At 42.8% G+C, this 15,174-nt stretch carries 23 protein-coding genes; 17 read left to right on the top strand and 6 right to left on the bottom strand.

The window, feature by feature from the left end; all coding sequences use genetic code 11:
* Positions 1-567: 567 nt before the first annotated feature.
* The 5 genes from OEV42_19500 to OEV42_19480 all read right to left on the bottom strand — a co-directional run bounded on the left by OEV42_19500 (position 568) and on the right by OEV42_19480 (position 3,595).
* Complete coding sequence (locus tag OEV42_19500) at positions 568-1,503, bottom strand: hypothetical protein (GenBank protein ID MDH3976456.1); 936 nt, start codon at positions 1,501-1,503, stop codon at positions 568-570.
* Positions 1,504-1,580: 77 nt separating this feature from the next.
* Complete coding sequence (locus tag OEV42_19495; protein MDH3976455.1) at positions 1,581-1,832, bottom strand: hypothetical protein; 252 nt, start codon at positions 1,830-1,832, stop codon at positions 1,581-1,583.
* Positions 1,833-1,897: 65 nt separating this feature from the next.
* Positions 1,898-2,197, bottom strand: coding sequence for a hypothetical protein (locus tag OEV42_19490; protein MDH3976454.1), 300 nt, complete (start codon positions 2,195-2,197; stop codon positions 1,898-1,900).
* A gap of 4 nt (positions 2,198-2,201) precedes the next feature.
* The gene (locus OEV42_19485) at positions 2,202-2,498 is read right to left on the bottom strand and encodes a hypothetical protein (protein MDH3976453.1); all 297 of its coding nucleotides are present in this window, start codon (positions 2,496-2,498) and stop codon (positions 2,202-2,204) included.
* A gap of 71 nt (positions 2,499-2,569) precedes the next feature.
* Positions 2,570-3,595 carry a helix-turn-helix domain-containing protein gene (locus OEV42_19480; GenBank protein MDH3976452.1) on the bottom strand — a complete coding sequence of 342 codons (1,026 nt, stop codon included), beginning with the start codon at positions 3,593-3,595 and terminating at the stop codon, positions 2,570-2,572.
* Between the two features lie 144 nt (positions 3,596-3,739).
* Here OEV42_19480 and OEV42_19475 point away from each other — a divergent pair, with 144 nt between their 5' ends.
* The gene (locus OEV42_19475) at positions 3,740-3,982 is read left to right on the top strand and encodes a hypothetical protein (protein ID MDH3976451.1); all 243 of its coding nucleotides are present in this window, start codon (positions 3,740-3,742) and stop codon (positions 3,980-3,982) included.
* 88 nt (positions 3,983-4,070) lie between these two features.
* On the opposite strand, the gene OEV42_19470 is transcribed toward OEV42_19475, so the two are convergent.
* Positions 4,071-4,460: a hypothetical protein gene (locus tag OEV42_19470; protein ID MDH3976450.1), complete on the bottom strand. Its 390-nt coding sequence runs from the start codon at positions 4,458-4,460 to the stop codon at positions 4,071-4,073.
* A gap of 70 nt (positions 4,461-4,530) precedes the next feature.
* On the opposite strand from OEV42_19470, the gene OEV42_19465 reads away from it, so the two are divergent.
* From OEV42_19465 to OEV42_19390, 16 genes are all read left to right on the top strand, one after another.
* Positions 4,531-5,016 (top strand): hypothetical protein, encoded by a 486-nt coding sequence (locus OEV42_19465; GenBank protein ID MDH3976449.1) that lies wholly within the window; start codon positions 4,531-4,533, stop codon positions 5,014-5,016.
* Positions 5,006-5,242, top strand: coding sequence for a hypothetical protein (locus tag OEV42_19460; GenBank protein ID MDH3976448.1), 237 nt, complete (start codon positions 5,006-5,008; stop codon positions 5,240-5,242). The genes OEV42_19465 and OEV42_19460 overlap by 11 nt, the downstream gene beginning before the upstream one ends.
* Positions 5,239-6,114: a hypothetical protein gene (locus OEV42_19455; GenBank protein MDH3976447.1), complete on the top strand. Its 876-nt coding sequence runs from the start codon at positions 5,239-5,241 to the stop codon at positions 6,112-6,114. The genes OEV42_19460 and OEV42_19455 overlap by 4 nt, the downstream gene beginning before the upstream one ends.
* Before the next feature lies 1 nt (position 6,115).
* Positions 6,116-8,296 carry a DDE-type integrase/transposase/recombinase gene (locus OEV42_19450; GenBank protein ID MDH3976446.1) on the top strand — a complete coding sequence of 727 codons (2,181 nt, stop codon included), beginning with the start codon at positions 6,116-6,118 and terminating at the stop codon, positions 8,294-8,296.
* Between the two features lie 145 nt (positions 8,297-8,441).
* The gene (locus OEV42_19445; protein ID MDH3976445.1) at positions 8,442-9,143 is read left to right on the top strand and encodes an ATP-binding protein; all 702 of its coding nucleotides are present in this window, start codon (positions 8,442-8,444) and stop codon (positions 9,141-9,143) included.
* The gene (locus OEV42_19440; protein MDH3976444.1) at positions 9,143-9,442 is read left to right on the top strand and encodes a hypothetical protein; all 300 of its coding nucleotides are present in this window, start codon (positions 9,143-9,145) and stop codon (positions 9,440-9,442) included. The genes OEV42_19445 and OEV42_19440 overlap by 1 nt, the downstream gene beginning before the upstream one ends.
* The gene (locus OEV42_19435; protein MDH3976443.1) at positions 9,429-9,728 is read left to right on the top strand and encodes a helix-turn-helix domain-containing protein; all 300 of its coding nucleotides are present in this window, start codon (positions 9,429-9,431) and stop codon (positions 9,726-9,728) included. The genes OEV42_19440 and OEV42_19435 overlap by 14 nt, the downstream gene beginning before the upstream one ends.
* Positions 9,729-9,776: 48 nt before the next feature.
* Positions 9,777-9,974, top strand: a complete 198-nt coding sequence (locus OEV42_19430; GenBank protein ID MDH3976442.1) for a hypothetical protein — start codon at positions 9,777-9,779, stop codon at positions 9,972-9,974.
* A 137-nt stretch (positions 9,975-10,111) separates the two neighbouring features.
* The gene (locus OEV42_19425) at positions 10,112-10,735 is read left to right on the top strand and encodes a DUF3164 family protein (GenBank protein ID MDH3976441.1); all 624 of its coding nucleotides are present in this window, start codon (positions 10,112-10,114) and stop codon (positions 10,733-10,735) included.
* A 121-nt stretch (positions 10,736-10,856) separates the two neighbouring features.
* Positions 10,857-11,042, top strand: a complete 186-nt coding sequence (locus tag OEV42_19420; GenBank protein ID MDH3976440.1) for a hypothetical protein — start codon at positions 10,857-10,859, stop codon at positions 11,040-11,042.
* A 75-nt stretch (positions 11,043-11,117) separates the two neighbouring features.
* Entirely contained in the window at positions 11,118-11,543 is a 426-nt protein-coding gene (locus OEV42_19415; protein MDH3976439.1) for a hypothetical protein, read from the top strand.
* 182 nt (positions 11,544-11,725) lie between these two features.
* Positions 11,726-12,040, top strand: a complete 315-nt coding sequence (locus OEV42_19410) for a hypothetical protein (protein ID MDH3976438.1) — start codon at positions 11,726-11,728, stop codon at positions 12,038-12,040.
* Positions 12,041-12,058: 18 nt separating this feature from the next.
* Positions 12,059-12,403, top strand: coding sequence for a hypothetical protein (locus OEV42_19405; GenBank protein ID MDH3976437.1), 345 nt, complete (start codon positions 12,059-12,061; stop codon positions 12,401-12,403).
* 106 nt (positions 12,404-12,509) lie between these two features.
* The gene (locus OEV42_19400) at positions 12,510-12,962 is read left to right on the top strand and encodes a hypothetical protein (GenBank protein ID MDH3976436.1); all 453 of its coding nucleotides are present in this window, start codon (positions 12,510-12,512) and stop codon (positions 12,960-12,962) included.
* A 193-nt stretch (positions 12,963-13,155) separates the two neighbouring features.
* Positions 13,156-13,809: a hypothetical protein gene (locus tag OEV42_19395; protein MDH3976435.1), complete on the top strand. Its 654-nt coding sequence runs from the start codon at positions 13,156-13,158 to the stop codon at positions 13,807-13,809.
* Between the two features lie 94 nt (positions 13,810-13,903).
* Complete coding sequence (locus tag OEV42_19390) at positions 13,904-14,326, top strand: hypothetical protein (GenBank protein ID MDH3976434.1); 423 nt, start codon at positions 13,904-13,906, stop codon at positions 14,324-14,326.
* The last annotated feature ends 848 nt before the right edge of the window (positions 14,327-15,174 follow it).

Genomic DNA, 15,174 nt, shown 5'->3' with positions numbered 1-15,174 from the left:
GAGCGAAGCGAGTTTTTGTGCCCGCCGAAGGCAACGGTGGAAGGAGGGGAGTCCCGCCTTGGCGGGACCAAGTTTTAGGGCGGCCTTTCTTTTGTTACTTTTCTTTGTCCGCAAAAGAAAAGTAAAATTATTATGGCATAGCCTTTTTGTAATTTAACAGGGGGTATGGAACCAAGAGATATAGATATAACAAGGATTTAAAGTTTAATAAGTTGTTGTATTGTTTAAGAAAGTTTAAAGGTTTTTAAAAAAAGCAAAAAAATTACGGTTTGGAACCAAAACGGCTTGAGTTTACGGTACAAGAAAAAAATGACACGCGGTTTGGAACTATCTCACGAACCGTTATTGTAGCTGTAAAGCCTTTACTTTATAAGGTTTATATATAACAGGCCGGGAATAACAGCTTTATTTTGAATGTCTTACACCTCTCTTTAAGTGTAAACTCCAGTGTAAACTGAGCAATTTAAACCTCATTCCTTTTAAAATCAACAGTTTAAACCTCTATTATGGATAATGGCAAGTGTAAACTGGAAATGTTGAAAGCGCTTTTAAACTTTCTTTAAAGCCTCAATACTGTTCCAATATCTTAAGGACGCTACCACTTAAGTCCACTTTTGCTTTGATTGAATTTTTAACAAGAGCGCCAAAGGCATTTTTCCCCCGAAAAGTAGTAAGAACAACTAAATGCGATTTCTTATCCCAGTAAACTGTTTTAACATGTTCATAGCTGGAAGGGTCATTCATTGACGACTTTATTGCTTTTTCAAGACTTCTATGAGAACCATCCCAGGCACTAAACTGATTTTCTATTTGATCTTTTCTTTCGGCAGCTATTCTCTGTTTTTCTTTTTGAGCCTGGATTTTTTTTAAATAGGCATCGTATTTTACTTTGTAGCTTTTGTTGTCAGGGTGAAGAGATGCAAGTTGTTGATAAAGGTTTTTGTTTTTTTCAAGGTCAGTTGCCGGGATAGAGCGCAAGTTTTTGAGAATTTGTTCTGTTTGTTCCTTTTTTCTTTTTGCAGCAAGCATGTTTTTCGATTGTATATGTATGTTGATTAATTCAGGGTCCTTGCTAATAAGGTATTTTGCAGCTTTTGCAGTCGCTTGCTGGTAGTTACTTTTATCATGGTCAGATTGAATTTCCGCCATTATAGAAGATTTGTTTGTTGTAAAATGGTCAATCTTCTTTTTCTTAATGGCTTCATTTGCTGCTGCTTGTTTTTTAGCCTGCTGCTGTGCAAGTAATTGCTCCTTTTTCTCCTGGCTGTTTCCGGCAAGAACACCAAAAATTATAAAAAGCGCAAATATAGAAAACGCGCGTACCTTTGCCGGGAAGGCAAGGTTTGTTTTCTTGAAAACAAATTGTCTTACAAAGGGGAGCAGGAGAGCAGCTATTACAAATAACGGAATACTAGAAAGAGGATCATCGAAAAGTATCACAACCCCTAATAGAAAAAAAAGTACGCCGAAAGCCCAATTTAAAACCAGATAAATATGATGCATAAAAACATTCCCCCTTTATTTTATGATTGAAATGAAATTTCTTTACAATTTTGTTATAAGACTAAAGCATTTTAAACCTATGCTGTTAATAAAAAAATAAATGTGAGCGTAAAGAAAACGGCTAAAACGGTTATACCTATTGATGTGCGTTGTGAAATACCCGGTTTATCTTTTTTGAATACAATAGACAGTACTCCTAAGAGAGCCATACCGGTATATACAGTAGTCAGTGTTTTTGCGTAACCGACTGCGCCCACTGGTAATTCGGATCTGCAAGCCGTAAAAAAGATTAAGATCAATAATATGGAAATTAAACGCTGATTGATCATATTGTTATCCCTTCACTCCTCCCAAACCCTGATATCATACGTATCCGTCACCAGCTTGAGCCGTTTCAAATATCGAGCGTCTTTTTTTTTTCGGTTATCAAAAGAATTCCCGGTTTTTTGCCGGTCTTTAGCGCATAGTAAAGGGACTGGCCTACGGCCTCGTGCCATTTATCGGCAAAGTCGACTTCCACGGCGTATTCATCAGTTAGGCAGTCAACGCGGGAGCCGTCATCAAGGACATACTCGGTGATCCCGCCCATCCGGGCACACCATTTTTCCTGGTAATACTTTTCATAATGCAGTCGTTTTGCTTGAACTGGTACCGAAATTAATAAGCAGGCCGCTATTAATACTAATATTTTCATTTAATTACCACTTGCGAGTGATTTTATTCAGAACCGTAGCCATGAATTTGAGTTGACTGATTTCGTCAGGACTCATTTCTATAGGTGCAATGCTTAATCTTCGAAGCTGTAAAGTTAAAAGCAGCATGGTAAGCATAAGGGTGAAGAGAATAGCCGAAATGATATAAGTGCTTTGATTGGCGGGTTCAATTCTTTTTACTTCAGAAAGGCCTCTATCCGCTTCCCCTCTTTCCGGATCTCCCATGTTCTCCGAAACTGTTTCATCTTTACCAAAGCTGAAAAAAGGCGAAAGGCCTTTCATGAATCCTTCAACCGTGACGCACCCCGAAAAGAAGAAAAGCATTGCAAAAACAACAAATAATTTCCCCACCTTTACCCCACTCTTTTCACCTCATTCAAAAAAGTAACTTTAAAATCATCATATGAATTTTGAACCTCGTCATCGTCCATGGCGCTTACATAGGTGCTGAGCATGCCGACAAGCCCCATCTTACCATCAACGGGGAGTGAGCGAAAGAGGGAAGTTAGTTTGTTTGTCAACTTAGGTGTCACTTCGCCCCCGGAATTTTTAAAACAGAATTGCAGGTCATCGGCCAAAGACTTTGACTTGCTATCTTCCAGGGTGCTTGAATAAGTCCTGATGAGCCCTATAACACCCCCTCTGCCCTCGTCATCTATCTGTTTAAAAAACTTGACAAGCCTTTTTTCTGCTAACGATCTAACCGGCGAACCAGCTCTTTTCGGCTGTTCATCATTATTCGGTTCTTCTATATTTTCACTCTTTTTAAATGTGTTATTTGATTTTAAGGTAAATCTGTTGTCTTCCCGTTTTGTTGGATCATCGGGCGTTTCCAGAAAAGCATCAAGGTTGTTTTGTATGGCGATTACTGTTTTTTTCTTTTTTGTTCTAAGAATTGTTAAAAGCTTGTTTAGCCATTCATATTCTTCTTTATCGCAATTAATACCGGTTTTTAACTTGTTTTCATGACAGGTCTCTCCCTCTTCAAGTAATAGCATGAGATCAATGCCATGTTCTTTAAGAAAGTAGTAAGTATTGATAAAGCCGTTGAGATCATCGGGAACAGGAGTCTCTGATTCTTTAAATAGAAGAAGTAATTTACTGTTAAGTTCTTCCAGGTTCTCTTCTAATTTTGATAAGGTTTGACGTTCTTGTACCAGTTTTTTTTGCAGGGTAGCAGCATCACCTTTAAGCAGCCAATCTGCCGGGATGTCGACTGTTTCAGCAATTCTGTATAAACAGTCAGATGGTGGTATCCGCTCACCTGATTCATAACGTTGATATGTTCTTAAAGGAATATCAACTTTTTTTGCAAAATCCTTTTGAGAAATATGCCCTCTAACTTCTCTTAATCTCTTTCCTATTCCAATATCTTTCATACAAAAACGCCCAAATGGTCATTTATTTATTGACAACGCCCGAATGGGCGTATATATTTATTTATAGCAATGGGAAAAATCCTATTACAAAGATAAAAAAATATAAATCTTACAACAAGAAGCCTCTTCATAAGGAGCAGTGTAATGAAAAGAGAACCAACAAAGCGCCAACTAGTGAAAGGCTATCTTTCTATAAATGCTGTTCAACTTAAAGATATTGTTGATTTCTCCGGCGCCAAATATAAGACCGTCAATAACGTTCTTAACGGGTATGGCAAGTCAGATAAAGTCCGTAAAGCTGTAATAGAACTCATTCGCCGTTCCAGGCCTGCTGATGCTGAAAAGATCGAAGAAATCTGGCCTGAAGGAGAACAACTCGCTGCGTAAATCATATACCAGACAGGCCAATAAGTCAAAATGTTAACTATAAAGGGGCAAAGCATGATTATCAACAGACAGTTACCCAAAAAAGGCATCATCCGTTTGCCTGATAATTCTGAACTGTCTCTCTTTCAGGCTGATCGAAGCCTGTTCCGTTACATTTTTCAACCATTTCTTCTGGACCGGGAGCCTTCCATCCCATACGTGAAAGTCCAATTCGAAGCTGGCGAATGGCAAAGGATAGATCTTCATTCTGTTTTATTGCCGCCTTTACACAGTTAGGGGAGTTATGAGTACCGGTGCATATATTTTTATCAAAGCAATCCAAAGGGCCGCAGATATCATGATTGCCGCAAACACCATGAGGTGTTTGAAGAGGCGGGTAATAATAAAGTACGTTACCGCATTTAGGGCAATATTCATGGTCCTCTTCTCTTGTCTCGTATCCGCAGTTATGTGTCGGACAAATCCTTTTTTTACTCATTTCACCACCTCCAATAAATACACCATTAATCGCTATGGTGAAAGTCTATCAACAGCCCAGGGGGGAGGCAATGGCTAATAAGAAAAAAAGAATAGACAACCCTAACCAGCTCACCATCTTCGACATGATCCAGCGGGCGAAGGAAAAGGCCTTTACAACGCCGCCACGGGGCGGATCGCTAAAAATAGACATAGAGCAGCGCCATCTTGTCTCCGATATTTTAAAGGGATGCCGCTGGTCACGGTATGAAGTGGCAGCAAAGATGAGTGAACTTACAGGCGACAGCATTACCAAAGAAATGCTCGACAGCTGGACTGCCGAATCAAAACAGCGCCACCGTTTTCCTGCCGAATATGTGCCTGCCTTTTGCGCCGCCACGGAAAATAAGGAGCTTGTAGAGTTCCTTTGCCGCAAGATCGGCGTTTTTGTTATGCCCGATACAGACGCCCTGCGCGCCGAGATCAAGCGTATCGAGGAGGATATCAAGAAGAAACAGAAGGAAAAAAAGAAGCGTGAAACACTGCTCTTTGAAGTGGAGGGGTGTAATGAAACTTAAATTGCCGGATATGAGCAAAGGTCAGGCAGAAGTGCAGGCCCTGAGTATAGAGGCAAAGCAGTTTATAAGGCATTACTTTAATAATGCGCTTGGCTCGTTAATCGGGGCGCTCGATATTGCTGACCTTGAAGGCGCGAAAAAAGAGGCCTGGCGCATTGTAGATTTGCTCAATGAAATCGGAATCGGTTCGGGAAGCCGCTTAAAAGATGAGGAGAAGTTTAAATGAACGAACATTTCACCGCCAAATACCTGGCAGATATGAAGCTCGACGGCTACCCGAAAACAAAGGCGGGCATTCTTAAGCTGTCCGAAAAAGAGGGCTGGCTCTTTGAGTGGAAAATGGACAGGGGTGGTCAAATCAAGGTCTTTCCCTACAAGACGCTGCCCGTCCCTTTCCAGGGTGAAATATCACTGAGAACAGGAACGCCGCCCAATATAAAAGAGACGGGAGAACACCCCACAGAGCTTGCCCTTAAGATGGAAAAGCCACTCACAAAAAATGAGCAAAAAAGAAAAGAGGAACTGGAGGGAGTGATCGTTAAAAACCTCCGGGCCTTTGTCGAGGTGGGCCTTGCACTCAGAGAGATAAGAGATAACAGGCTTTACCGCAAATCTCACACCAACTTTGAAGATTATTGCCAGGAAATGTATGAGATTGTCCGGCGGTCGGCTGATAGATATATTGCTGCTGCCGAAGTTGTTGAAGATCTCCAAAATCAGACCAATTGGTCTCAAAGTGTAAATTCAGAAATCCCTCTTCCCCTCAATGAATCCCAGGTAAGACCCCTTGTTAGCCTACCTCCTTTAGTAAGAGGAGATGTTTGGCTGGAGGCCGTAAAAGCTACACCTAACGGCAAGCCTACAGGCCGTATTGTAAAAAAAGCCGTTGAGGAATTCACAGGTAAACAGCTGGAGAAAAACTACCGCAAGCCGACAGGAAACGGTGTGGACCATGACAAGGAATCCCTTGAATACGCCGCCGCCCTGGATACCTTTTTTGAAGCCGTTAAAAAAGAGAAAAAGGGGCGGTGGAAAAAAACCTCCCGCAGCCTTGTATTAAAAGACCTTAAAAAAATAGAGGACTATATAGGGATCTGATATGAAAGAGGCCTATACAGCAAAAGAGATTGCAGCAATGAAGCTCCAGGGTTTTCCATCGACAAAGGCGGGCGTCCTGAAGAGGGCGGAATCTGAGGCATGGCCCTTTGTTGATGCAGGCAAGGGCAAAACCTTTGCCTTTTCAGACCTCCCTGAACCGCTGCAAAAGGTCATGGTCTTACATGCTGAAAAGTTGGTAAAGCCTCAACATGCAAGCGAGGCAGAAGCGGCAGGAGCCGATGCAGGGCAGTTGGTGAAAGAGAGCAGCCTGGCGAAGTTTAACACGCTGCCCCAAGAGCGGCAGGAAGAAGCCAGAGCCAGGCTGATGATAGTAAAAGCAAGAAACGCCTTCCTCACTGCCTCCGGTCTCGGCCTGAAAAAAGGAACGCTGGAATTCTGCCGCTGTTACAACGAAGGGACTTTAAAACTCCCGGCCAATATAAGAAAGATTATCGGTGAAAAAACGTCCCTGTCATCAATCAACCGGTGGGCAAAGAGCTATAAAAAAGACGGTCTCCATGCCCTTGCCAGCAAGTACGTTGCTCCCAATAAGGGTAAAACAACACTATCCAAAGCGCATGATGATTTCATTGTCGGCGTTTTATACACTTTTCCTCATATCTCCATAGAGGGTGTTTACGAGTCCCTCTATGGCCGGTTCGGTAAGGCCATTCCCCATATTGCGGCGGTAAGGCGCTTTGTCAATAAATGGAAGCAGGACCATGAAGACGTTTTCCTTTATATGACCAATCCAGACGCCTGGAAGAATAAAAGCCAGGTTGCCTTCGGAAGTATGAGTGAGCATGTCAAGGCCCTCAATCAACTCTGGGAATTTGATTCCACACCTGCAGACCTTATGCTCATAGATGGCCGATATACCTTGATCGGCGTCATCGATGTTTATTCCCGGCGCTTGAAACTGCTGGTCAGCAAAACATCAAAGTCCGAGGCCGTTGCAGCGTTAACACGCCATGCCCTTCTTGATTGGGGCGTACCGGAAACGGTAAAGACCGATAACGGGGCCGATTATGTGTCTAATCACCTGACCAGCGTCTTTGACGCCCTGGAGATAGAACAAAAACTCTGCCCGCCTTTTACGCCGGAAGCCAAGCCGCACATAGAGCGGGCATTCAAGACCTTTGCCCATAGTTTTGTCGAGCTTATGCCCGGCTACATCGGCCATTCGGTGGCTGACAGAAAGGCCATAGAAGCGCGTAAGTCTTTTGCAGCCAGGCTTGGCAAAAAGGGGGGGACTGTAGAACTGCCTAAAACATCGGCTGAACTTCAGCAGCACTGTGATATGTGGACGGAAGAGATGTACCACACAAAAAACCACGGATCTCTCGGTATGAGTCCTGAAGAAGCGGCACGCCGCTGGACAGAGCCGGTAAGGACAATAAACGATGAAAGAGCCCTTGATCTGCTCCTTGCTCCCGTACCGTCTCAAAAGGGAATAAGGGTTATCGGCAAGAAAGGGATCAGTGTAGATAACTACTGGTACCAGGCGGCAGAATTCGGCGCGTACATGAACCAGCCTGTCAGTGTCTTTTATGATGTGGCCGATATGGGCAATATTTACGTCTACCGGGAGACGGATAATGGCCGGGAATTTCTGGCCGTTGCCGTCAATGTGGAATGGCAGGGTATTGACCGTGCCGAGTTTGCCACCAGAGCCAGAAAAAAACAGCTTTCTATCATGCAGGAAGCCTCCAGAGAGTTTAAGCAGATAGCCAAAAAAACAGCGCTTCAGGATATCCACAGAGAGATCCTTGACCGCCATAAAGAAGACAATAATAAAGTCGTAAGCCTGCCGAAAGCGGGAGAAAACTACAGTACCCCGGCCCTTGATCAGGCGGCCCTTGCAGCGGAGGCCATTATTAACCGTGAAAGGCCGCAAAAACCGGCCACCATATCCGCTGAAGACGATGCAAAGGCGCTTGCCATCCTTGATGCGGCTGATAAAAAAGAGGTAAAGCCTCCTGTTGTTTCTCTCTCTGAAAGACGGGATGAGAAAATAGCTGACGACTGGGAAAAGCTGGACGGCTGGGAGCGTTATGAAATGCTGTTAAAGCTCTCTCGCTTGAATGAAAGCCAGGTCAAGTGGATTGAGTACTACAAAACAACACGGGAATTTGAATATTTGCAGGATATTTATGAGGAGGGAGGTGAAGTAAAGATTTAGGTATGTAGGGGCTCCCCTCGTGGGTGCCAAAAACAAAGGGCAGGTACAAGACCTGCCCCTACAGTGTAAAAAAGGACGGCCCGCCAGCCGTCCTTTAAAGCGGGTGTAAACACCCATAAAACAATGATAGGAGGTAGTTTAACGTATGAGAAATAAAACGGCAATCACAAAAAATGTAAAGCGGCTTCTGGTAGCGGCGGGATCTCTTCAGGATCGGGCTCAAAACGTGGAGGGTATGAGTTTAATTTCAGGCCGTCCCGGAACGGGCAAGACCTGGGCATGCACCTTTGCCGGTATCAAGCTGGAGGGGTATTTTGTACGCGCCAAATCAATCTGGCGGCCTATATCCATGCTGGCTGATATTACCAGTGAAATGGGCGGCGTACCCTGTGGGCGTACAAGGCCAATGTTTAATTACATTGTCGAAAAACTGATGGAAACAGGGAGGCCACTATTTATCGATGAGGCAGATTATCTCCAGGATATAAATCTGCTGGATCTGGTGAGGGACATTTATGATTCATCGAGAGCGCCCATATTTGTTATCGGTGAAGAAAAACTCAGGCTTAAGCTTTCCAAGAATGCACGTTTTATGAGGCGTGTCACTCAAGAGGTGGAGTTTACGGCTATCGATATTGATGATGCCCGTACCGTTACCAACACGGTCTGTGAAGTGGCTGTTGCCGATGATCTTCTTGAAAAGCTTCATGACCAGGCAAAGGGAGAAATCGGCCTTATGGCAAACGGCCTGGAGGCAATTGAGAGCTGGGCAAGGACTAATGGTAAAGAAGGGGCTGACCTTGCTAGCTGGGGAAAGAGGAAGCTCTTTTTTACAGGTACTCGCTAATGAATGCAAGGCATAAGGCATGGAAGGCGATGCGTATCATAAAAGTTTTTACCGTTGCCGATATCGAGGCAACGGCAGAGATAAAGCATTGGAACCTCTCCAAGTTACTTCGCACCCTTATAAATTGCGGCTATGTAGTTAAAGTCAACGGCAGAAAGGGAAAGAAGAGCAACCGCTTTAGGCTGGTAAAAGATACAGGCCCGAAGGCGCTTGAGATCGAGCGCTCTGAAAAGGCCCTTTATGACCATAACCTGGAAAAGAGAGTTGCAGCATCGGAGGATGAAAATGGAGTGGCTTGAACTGCTAAACAAGGCTGTCAATGCTTCGAGCCAGGCCGAGGTCTCCCGCAAACTGGGAGTTTCCAGTACAACAATCTCACTGGTCTTGAAAGGCAAATACGGTGCGTCAACGGACGCTATAGAAAAGAAGGTAAGGGAAGTTTACGGCAATGAAAGTGTTGATTGTCCCGTCATGGGAGAGATAGCCCTTGCCCTTTGCGCTGAAAAAAGGAGGCTCCCTTTTTCGGCGTCATCACCGCTGAGGGTGAGGCTGTTTAAGGCCTGTAAGGTTTGTGAATTTAAATGATTTTAAAGAAGGGCAACCACAGGGGGTTGCCCGTACAAGGAGGGAAATATGGAAATAATGTCTGATAGAGAGCTTAATCGCCTGGGGGCAAGATTCAGGCTGAAAAAGGTATTGATCCGGCTGCATGTGCCATTTATTCAATACCTCAATGATCCGGCACGATACGACAAGATCATCGGGTTTATCGATAATAACAAGGCCATAGAGCCGCTTATTAATTACGGAGGTCGCCGTGTTTTACATTAGTTTGATTTTTAAAGGGAGGAGGTTTTAATTGTTTTTTTGCATCTGTAGGGGCAGGCCCCTGTGCCTGCCCTGGTTTTGATGATAGAGAAAAAGGGCAACCACAGGGGGTTGCCCGTACAAGGGAGGAGATTTTAGTAATGGAGAAAGAAAGGACAGAAGTTGTGGTGCCGGAAGGGTACATGCAAGACAGTATGGATCGTATGATCCCTATTTCGAAAGTAAAACCTATTGACAAGGCACGGGATGAATTAGTACGTGAGCTTGTCGGTAAGGCTCTTGATTTAGAGGGAGCTATTACTGCATTTAGACAGCTGGTTTTAGGAGAGATGGCTGCTTTTATCGAAATGTCTGCTGAAAACCATGGTGTAAAAATGGGTGGGGATAAGGGGAACGTTACTCTCAGGACCTATGACGGAGAATACAAAATTCAGAGAGCCGTTGCAGAGCACATGAGCTTTGATGAACAGCTACAGGTAGCAAAAACTCTACTTGATGAGTGTTTTATGGAATGGACAGAAGGAAGCTGTGATGAACTTAAACTTATCGTTCAGGATGTCTTTCAGACAGATAGTGAGGGGCGATTGAGTACGACTCGTGTCCTGGGTTTGAGTAGATACAATATTACTCATGAAAAATGGCAGAAAGCAATGGGAATCATACGTGAATCTCTGAGAGTTGATGGCTCGAAAACCTATGTCCGTATTTATAAGAGGCGGGCTGACGGCAAATATGAGCATATCAGTCTTGATGTGGCGGCTTGATTTAAACTTTTTTAACCACGGAAAGAGCTGGAAAAGAAAAAATAAAGGCCGAAACGTCCCAACACGGGGCGTCTGCCGGTAAGGCCGGTACTGATGAGGCTAATTAACAGGGATGAACAGGATGGACAAGATAAAGGAAAAAAAGCAGATCATGAATGAGATCAAGTGTGTAAATAAAGAGATCGAAAAGAGCAGGCGGCGTATCGAGTTGCTTCAAAATCTTGGTATGGGATTGACGCATCAGCTTTGTGAATTGGAGAAGGAATTAACTGCAGAGGGCGCGGAGAGGAGATACGATAATGAATAGTGTTGAATGCCCCGGAATTAAAATCTCTACGTCCTCTGTGTCCTCTACGTCCTATATGTTTTCTGCGGTGAAATCATGAAAACTCAAAAGAACAAATCACCCCGCGCAAAACTCCTGGCAGCGCTCTTTAAAAAAGCGGCTCAGCAGGGGATCAATCAGAAGGATCTGCGAGAGAATATCGCGCAGCAGGTCAACAGTAAGAGGCTTTCAAAATCTTCTCTCCAGGAGATCGTGAAGGTCATTGACCATATCACCGGGGGGAAACAGACAAGGCCGAGGAAATACGCGCCGGGGATCGCGGGGCTTAAGTATGAGATCAAGGATCTGGCAATGACGCGCTGGGGTGATGAGTGGGAAGGATCGCTTAATAAATTCTGTAAGGGCTTCGGGGTGGATCGTTACCAGTTTTTGAATATAGCTATTGGGAAGGTCGTTAAAAAAAGGCTTGTTGAGTTATCGCGCAAAGCCGCAGAGAGCGCGGAGAAATTAAACATAGAATAAAGGAGGATTAAATGAGTTTTGAAGAAGATAAGCTGATAACGGCGCGAAATGAATTTATCGCATTTTTTGTTAGGGGTGCAATCTGGCTGGCCTTTTTTTTCCTGGCCATGTTTTTGATGCATCTGTAGGGATGTACTTCTTCCAAGATTTAACCACAGAGATCACAGAGGACAGGGAGTGATATGCCTATCAGACCTGAAAACAAGGACCGATATCCTAAAGACTGGAAGTTGAGAAGCCGTTTTGTCCGATTTTGCCGGGCTAATAACAGGTGCGAATGGTGTGGCGTTGAGAACGGCAAGCCTCATCCGGTAACGGGAAGTAAAGTTGTTTTGACAACAGCTCATGTTTATGACCACAGGCCGGAGGCTGCCAGCCTTCTCAATCTGGCTGCACTCTGTCAAAAATGCCATAACGGGCATGATGCGAAGATGAGGAAGAAGAACCGAAAGCAGAGATTAAGACTTGAGAGCAAGCAAATGGAACTGGAGTTGTAAACAGTTGAGGTTATGCTGATGAAAGTAGACGAATTAAAAGAAGCGTTTATTAACATGGTCAAGCCAGAGGACCTCAATGAAGATCTTCGCCTTGTTGCCGAACAGTGCGGCCTTGATGTGGCTATCCGGCTGGCGGATAAAATGCCGAGCATGGGGATCTATGTCCGTCCGATCAAGGGAATGGGGGAGATCAAGGAAAGGTTTGTCTCCAAATACTTCACCGGCTCCAATCGCAAAGAGATAGCCCTCGTTTTGGGTGTTAGTGATCGCTGGGTATATGAAATATACAAAAAGGCCCGGCAGGAGAAAAAGAACCAGCCGGGTCTTTTTGATTCCCTCTCCCCGAAAACAGAAAAAGAATAGCATTCCTGCACTTGCTGTGTATTTCTTCCTGAAAGCAATAATTGAAAGTTTAATAAAAACCTTATATGTTACTATTGGGAATTGATTATTATATGTGAGGCTATAATTGACTGATTCATATCTAGAGCAAATTCGATTGCTCGCTACTAAATTCCATAATGCGATTCTAAAATTTGACCCCAATGATAGGCTTTGCTCTTTTAGGGATTTCCCAGTTGGTAGTTGTTGTGATGCAACTGACCTTCTCGGAACTTATTTTCTAGAAAAAGGATTAGGCTCCTTTGACTTCGTTAAAGGTAATAGAGGAGAAAAAGGCAATTTGGAAACACATGCATGGTTACAAAAAGAAGATATTATCGTGGATATCACAGCATATCAATTCCCAGAAATAGATAAAGAGGTTATTGTGACCACTGATTCTCAATGGTATAGTTCAGCTTTTCAAATAGTAGAGCGACGCACGGCAGGATGTAGTTATTATCAAAAACATAACGATATATGGCAAACGATGACTGAAAATTATTATTATATCGTTTCAACAATAGATCATAATTTATAAAAATCATATTAAGTTGCTCTCGTTCCGCGACTTTCTTCCTGAAATAAACAAAATCTACCGTCCCAGAATATTACAGATTACAAATGACAAGTTGCAATCTATTTACACCTATGCTAAATATTCATCAGTGTGAATAGAGTTATATTTAAAAACTCTTTAAAAATATATTTTCCTCAAAAATCAAGGACATTAAATGCTAAAAGATTTTTCAAAATTTGAGCAGTTGTTGGTAGTTTTAATAGTTTCATTAGCTATCTTCGATGTTGCGGTATACATGGGATTGATTCCTGTAAACCCGAATGCATCTAAAGTACATTTACAAAATAAAGAAATTAAAAAAGCTACACCTGTAACTGAGCAAAATAATTCTCAGTTACAGGAAAAACCCTCTAAACCAAGCTCCGCACCCGAACTTACACAGGTGCATACAGAAACTTATGATCAATCTACGCCAGAATCTTTGGGCAATGCACTCGTTAAAGCCATTAACAATAATGACTTTAACGGATATAAAGCACTACTTCATCCAGCATCGATTAAAGGTCTTGAGCAAAAGAATAAAAAAGATTTTTCCAAGAGTATCAAACGAAGTATTGAAGATACAATCAGGGAAGTAAAGAATGTTAAACTCAAAGATATATCAAGCAACAAATACTATGATCCATCTATACCAGCTTTTAAGATGGGTCCTATGCTGCAAGTATTTCCTGTTAATGTAGAAAAAGTTCTCACAATAGAAGCAGTTAAAGAAAACGGCAAAGAGACAGTACAAATATATTTTATTAGCAGATTAAAAGGCAAGTGGTACAATATCTGGCCAACGGAAGAACGTATGGTAAAAAAATAAGCCTATCCAAGCTACTCAAGAGGGACGGTTAAGGCCGGTTTTCGACCGGCCTTCCCGCCCCTAAGCTGGGTCGTTGGGCTGCAAAAGGTAATTTATGAAAGGTAAACTATTTAAATCAATTGGTATTTTGATTTTTCTCATCATTTCCTGCTCAGTACAGATTCAAGATGAAAGTGAAAAGTCTGAGATTATCCAATCTTTTGAGGGGGACCTAAATGACCCCGAAGGGGGCAAGAAATTCAACAATTCTGTTATAAGTCGATTTGATACCACAAAGTACGGAGAATTTATTTTTAAATCGGCTAGCGTAGTCGGCGATACGGCCTGCCTTATATACCATGCAGAAGATCCAATGCAAAGCGAAAAGGTTTGGGGAACAAAAATAAAGAATTTTGCGATTAAGTTAATTAAAGAAGATGGGGAATGGGTGGTTAACGCCATAAATATCATGCCAGGCGATAAAGTTGAATCTTATAACAATTGGTTAAAATCACAAGGCTGCATGGAGGATTATTGAATACAACCCCAACACTGCAAGGGACTTGCTAACACGGTGTTTGATTTAAACGGATTGCTTTAAAATCATTAATTTAGTCCAGAGGCTTTGCCATCAAACCCGCAAGCCCCTGAGTTGAGTCGTTCAAGCTGTAGAAAAACCCGATTTTTTCAATTTATTTTAATTGAGAAAGATTTTTCAAAAAAAGACCTCTAATATCAGCCTGTAAGAGGAGTTCTCACAGAAAAGAGGGGTTTGGAGACCCCTTTATTTTACTAATTATTTATTTTAGGGGTTTTTCTACAGCCTCGTTGGTTGCCTGTAGAAAAACTTCCTCTTTCCACCAATAATCATTAATTCTTGAAGTTTCGGTTTCCGCTGCTTTGTAGGTGTAACAAACACCCCCAAAACCTTTCATTAAGCAAGCGTAGGATAGGTGAAACCCATCATTGGTCTGTGCCCACCCGACAAAACTTTGACAAAAAATAAAAAGGGCAATCACAAGGTGATTACCCCTTTTACCAACTGCAAAAAACAGTTGTCAGTTTATTCACGTTTTTTATAACAGTATCTTGCCTCTTTGGTCAAGTTGTTTTTTCCCAGGTGTTAATGCTGCAAACCTAACCTCACCCCCTTGATTTTTAAGCTGCCCCTTATTATGTTAATACTTAAGTGGCGCTCGATCATCTTCCAGAACTTCTTCGGTATTATCTTTTTACCCCACAAAAAATGACAGTCAGGCAGGGTGGGCAGTGTCCGCCTCAAACCATATTCCCAGGGGATAAAGAGAAGCGTTATATATAGATATATCAATAGGTTATAGAACCCCATTTGATCATATAATAAATTATTTCATAAGCTACCCAAAA

Source organism: Deltaproteobacteria bacterium (assembly GCA_029860075.1).
Taxonomy (GTDB): Bacteria; Desulfobacterota; JADFVX01; order JADFVX01; family JADFVX01; genus JAOUBX01.
Note: the sequence above shows the minus strand (reverse complement) of the source record. Positions and strands in the feature narration are given on the sequence as shown.

What these genes read in the sequence shown, in the direction of transcription:
- OEV42_19410 (MDH3976438.1), top strand. Translation starts at nt 11,726, where the DNA reads ATGCCTATCAGACCTGAAAACAAGGACCGATATCCTAAAGACTGGAAG.
- OEV42_19485 (MDH3976453.1), bottom strand. Translation starts at nt 2,498, where the DNA reads ATGAAAGGCCTTTCGCCTTTTTTCAGCTTTGGTAAAGATGAAACAGTT.
- OEV42_19435 (MDH3976443.1), top strand. Translation starts at nt 9,429, where the DNA reads ATGGAGTGGCTTGAACTGCTAAACAAGGCTGTCAATGCTTCGAGCCAG.
- OEV42_19500 (MDH3976456.1), bottom strand. Translation starts at nt 1,503, where the DNA reads ATGCATCATATTTATCTGGTTTTAAATTGGGCTTTCGGCGTACTTTTT.
- OEV42_19425 (MDH3976441.1), top strand. Translation starts at nt 10,112, where the DNA reads ATGGAGAAAGAAAGGACAGAAGTTGTGGTGCCGGAAGGGTACATGCAA.
- OEV42_19475 (MDH3976451.1), top strand. Translation starts at nt 3,740, where the DNA reads ATGAAAAGAGAACCAACAAAGCGCCAACTAGTGAAAGGCTATCTTTCT.
- OEV42_19430 (MDH3976442.1), top strand. Translation starts at nt 9,777, where the DNA reads ATGGAAATAATGTCTGATAGAGAGCTTAATCGCCTGGGGGCAAGATTC.
- OEV42_19395 (MDH3976435.1), top strand. Translation starts at nt 13,156, where the DNA reads ATGCTAAAAGATTTTTCAAAATTTGAGCAGTTGTTGGTAGTTTTAATA.
- OEV42_19390 (MDH3976434.1), top strand. Translation starts at nt 13,904, where the DNA reads ATGAAAGGTAAACTATTTAAATCAATTGGTATTTTGATTTTTCTCATC.
- OEV42_19460 (MDH3976448.1), top strand. Translation starts at nt 5,006, where the DNA reads ATGAAACTTAAATTGCCGGATATGAGCAAAGGTCAGGCAGAAGTGCAG.
- OEV42_19465 (MDH3976449.1), top strand. Translation starts at nt 4,531, where the DNA reads ATGGCTAATAAGAAAAAAAGAATAGACAACCCTAACCAGCTCACCATC.
- OEV42_19405 (MDH3976437.1), top strand. Translation starts at nt 12,059, where the DNA reads ATGAAAGTAGACGAATTAAAAGAAGCGTTTATTAACATGGTCAAGCCA.
- OEV42_19450 (MDH3976446.1), top strand. Translation starts at nt 6,116, where the DNA reads ATGAAAGAGGCCTATACAGCAAAAGAGATTGCAGCAATGAAGCTCCAG.
- OEV42_19455 (MDH3976447.1), top strand. Translation starts at nt 5,239, where the DNA reads ATGAACGAACATTTCACCGCCAAATACCTGGCAGATATGAAGCTCGAC.
- OEV42_19415 (MDH3976439.1), top strand. Translation starts at nt 11,118, where the DNA reads ATGAAAACTCAAAAGAACAAATCACCCCGCGCAAAACTCCTGGCAGCG.
- OEV42_19445 (MDH3976445.1), top strand. Translation starts at nt 8,442, where the DNA reads ATGAGAAATAAAACGGCAATCACAAAAAATGTAAAGCGGCTTCTGGTA.
- OEV42_19440 (MDH3976444.1), top strand. Translation starts at nt 9,143, where the DNA reads ATGAATGCAAGGCATAAGGCATGGAAGGCGATGCGTATCATAAAAGTT.
- OEV42_19490 (MDH3976454.1), bottom strand. Translation starts at nt 2,197, where the DNA reads ATGAAAATATTAGTATTAATAGCGGCCTGCTTATTAATTTCGGTACCA.
- OEV42_19480 (MDH3976452.1), bottom strand. Translation starts at nt 3,595, where the DNA reads ATGAAAGATATTGGAATAGGAAAGAGATTAAGAGAAGTTAGAGGGCAT.
- OEV42_19470 (MDH3976450.1), bottom strand. Translation starts at nt 4,460, where the DNA reads ATGAGTAAAAAAAGGATTTGTCCGACACATAACTGCGGATACGAGACA.
- OEV42_19495 (MDH3976455.1), bottom strand. Translation starts at nt 1,832, where the DNA reads ATGATCAATCAGCGTTTAATTTCCATATTATTGATCTTAATCTTTTTT.
- OEV42_19420 (MDH3976440.1), top strand. Translation starts at nt 10,857, where the DNA reads ATGGACAAGATAAAGGAAAAAAAGCAGATCATGAATGAGATCAAGTGT.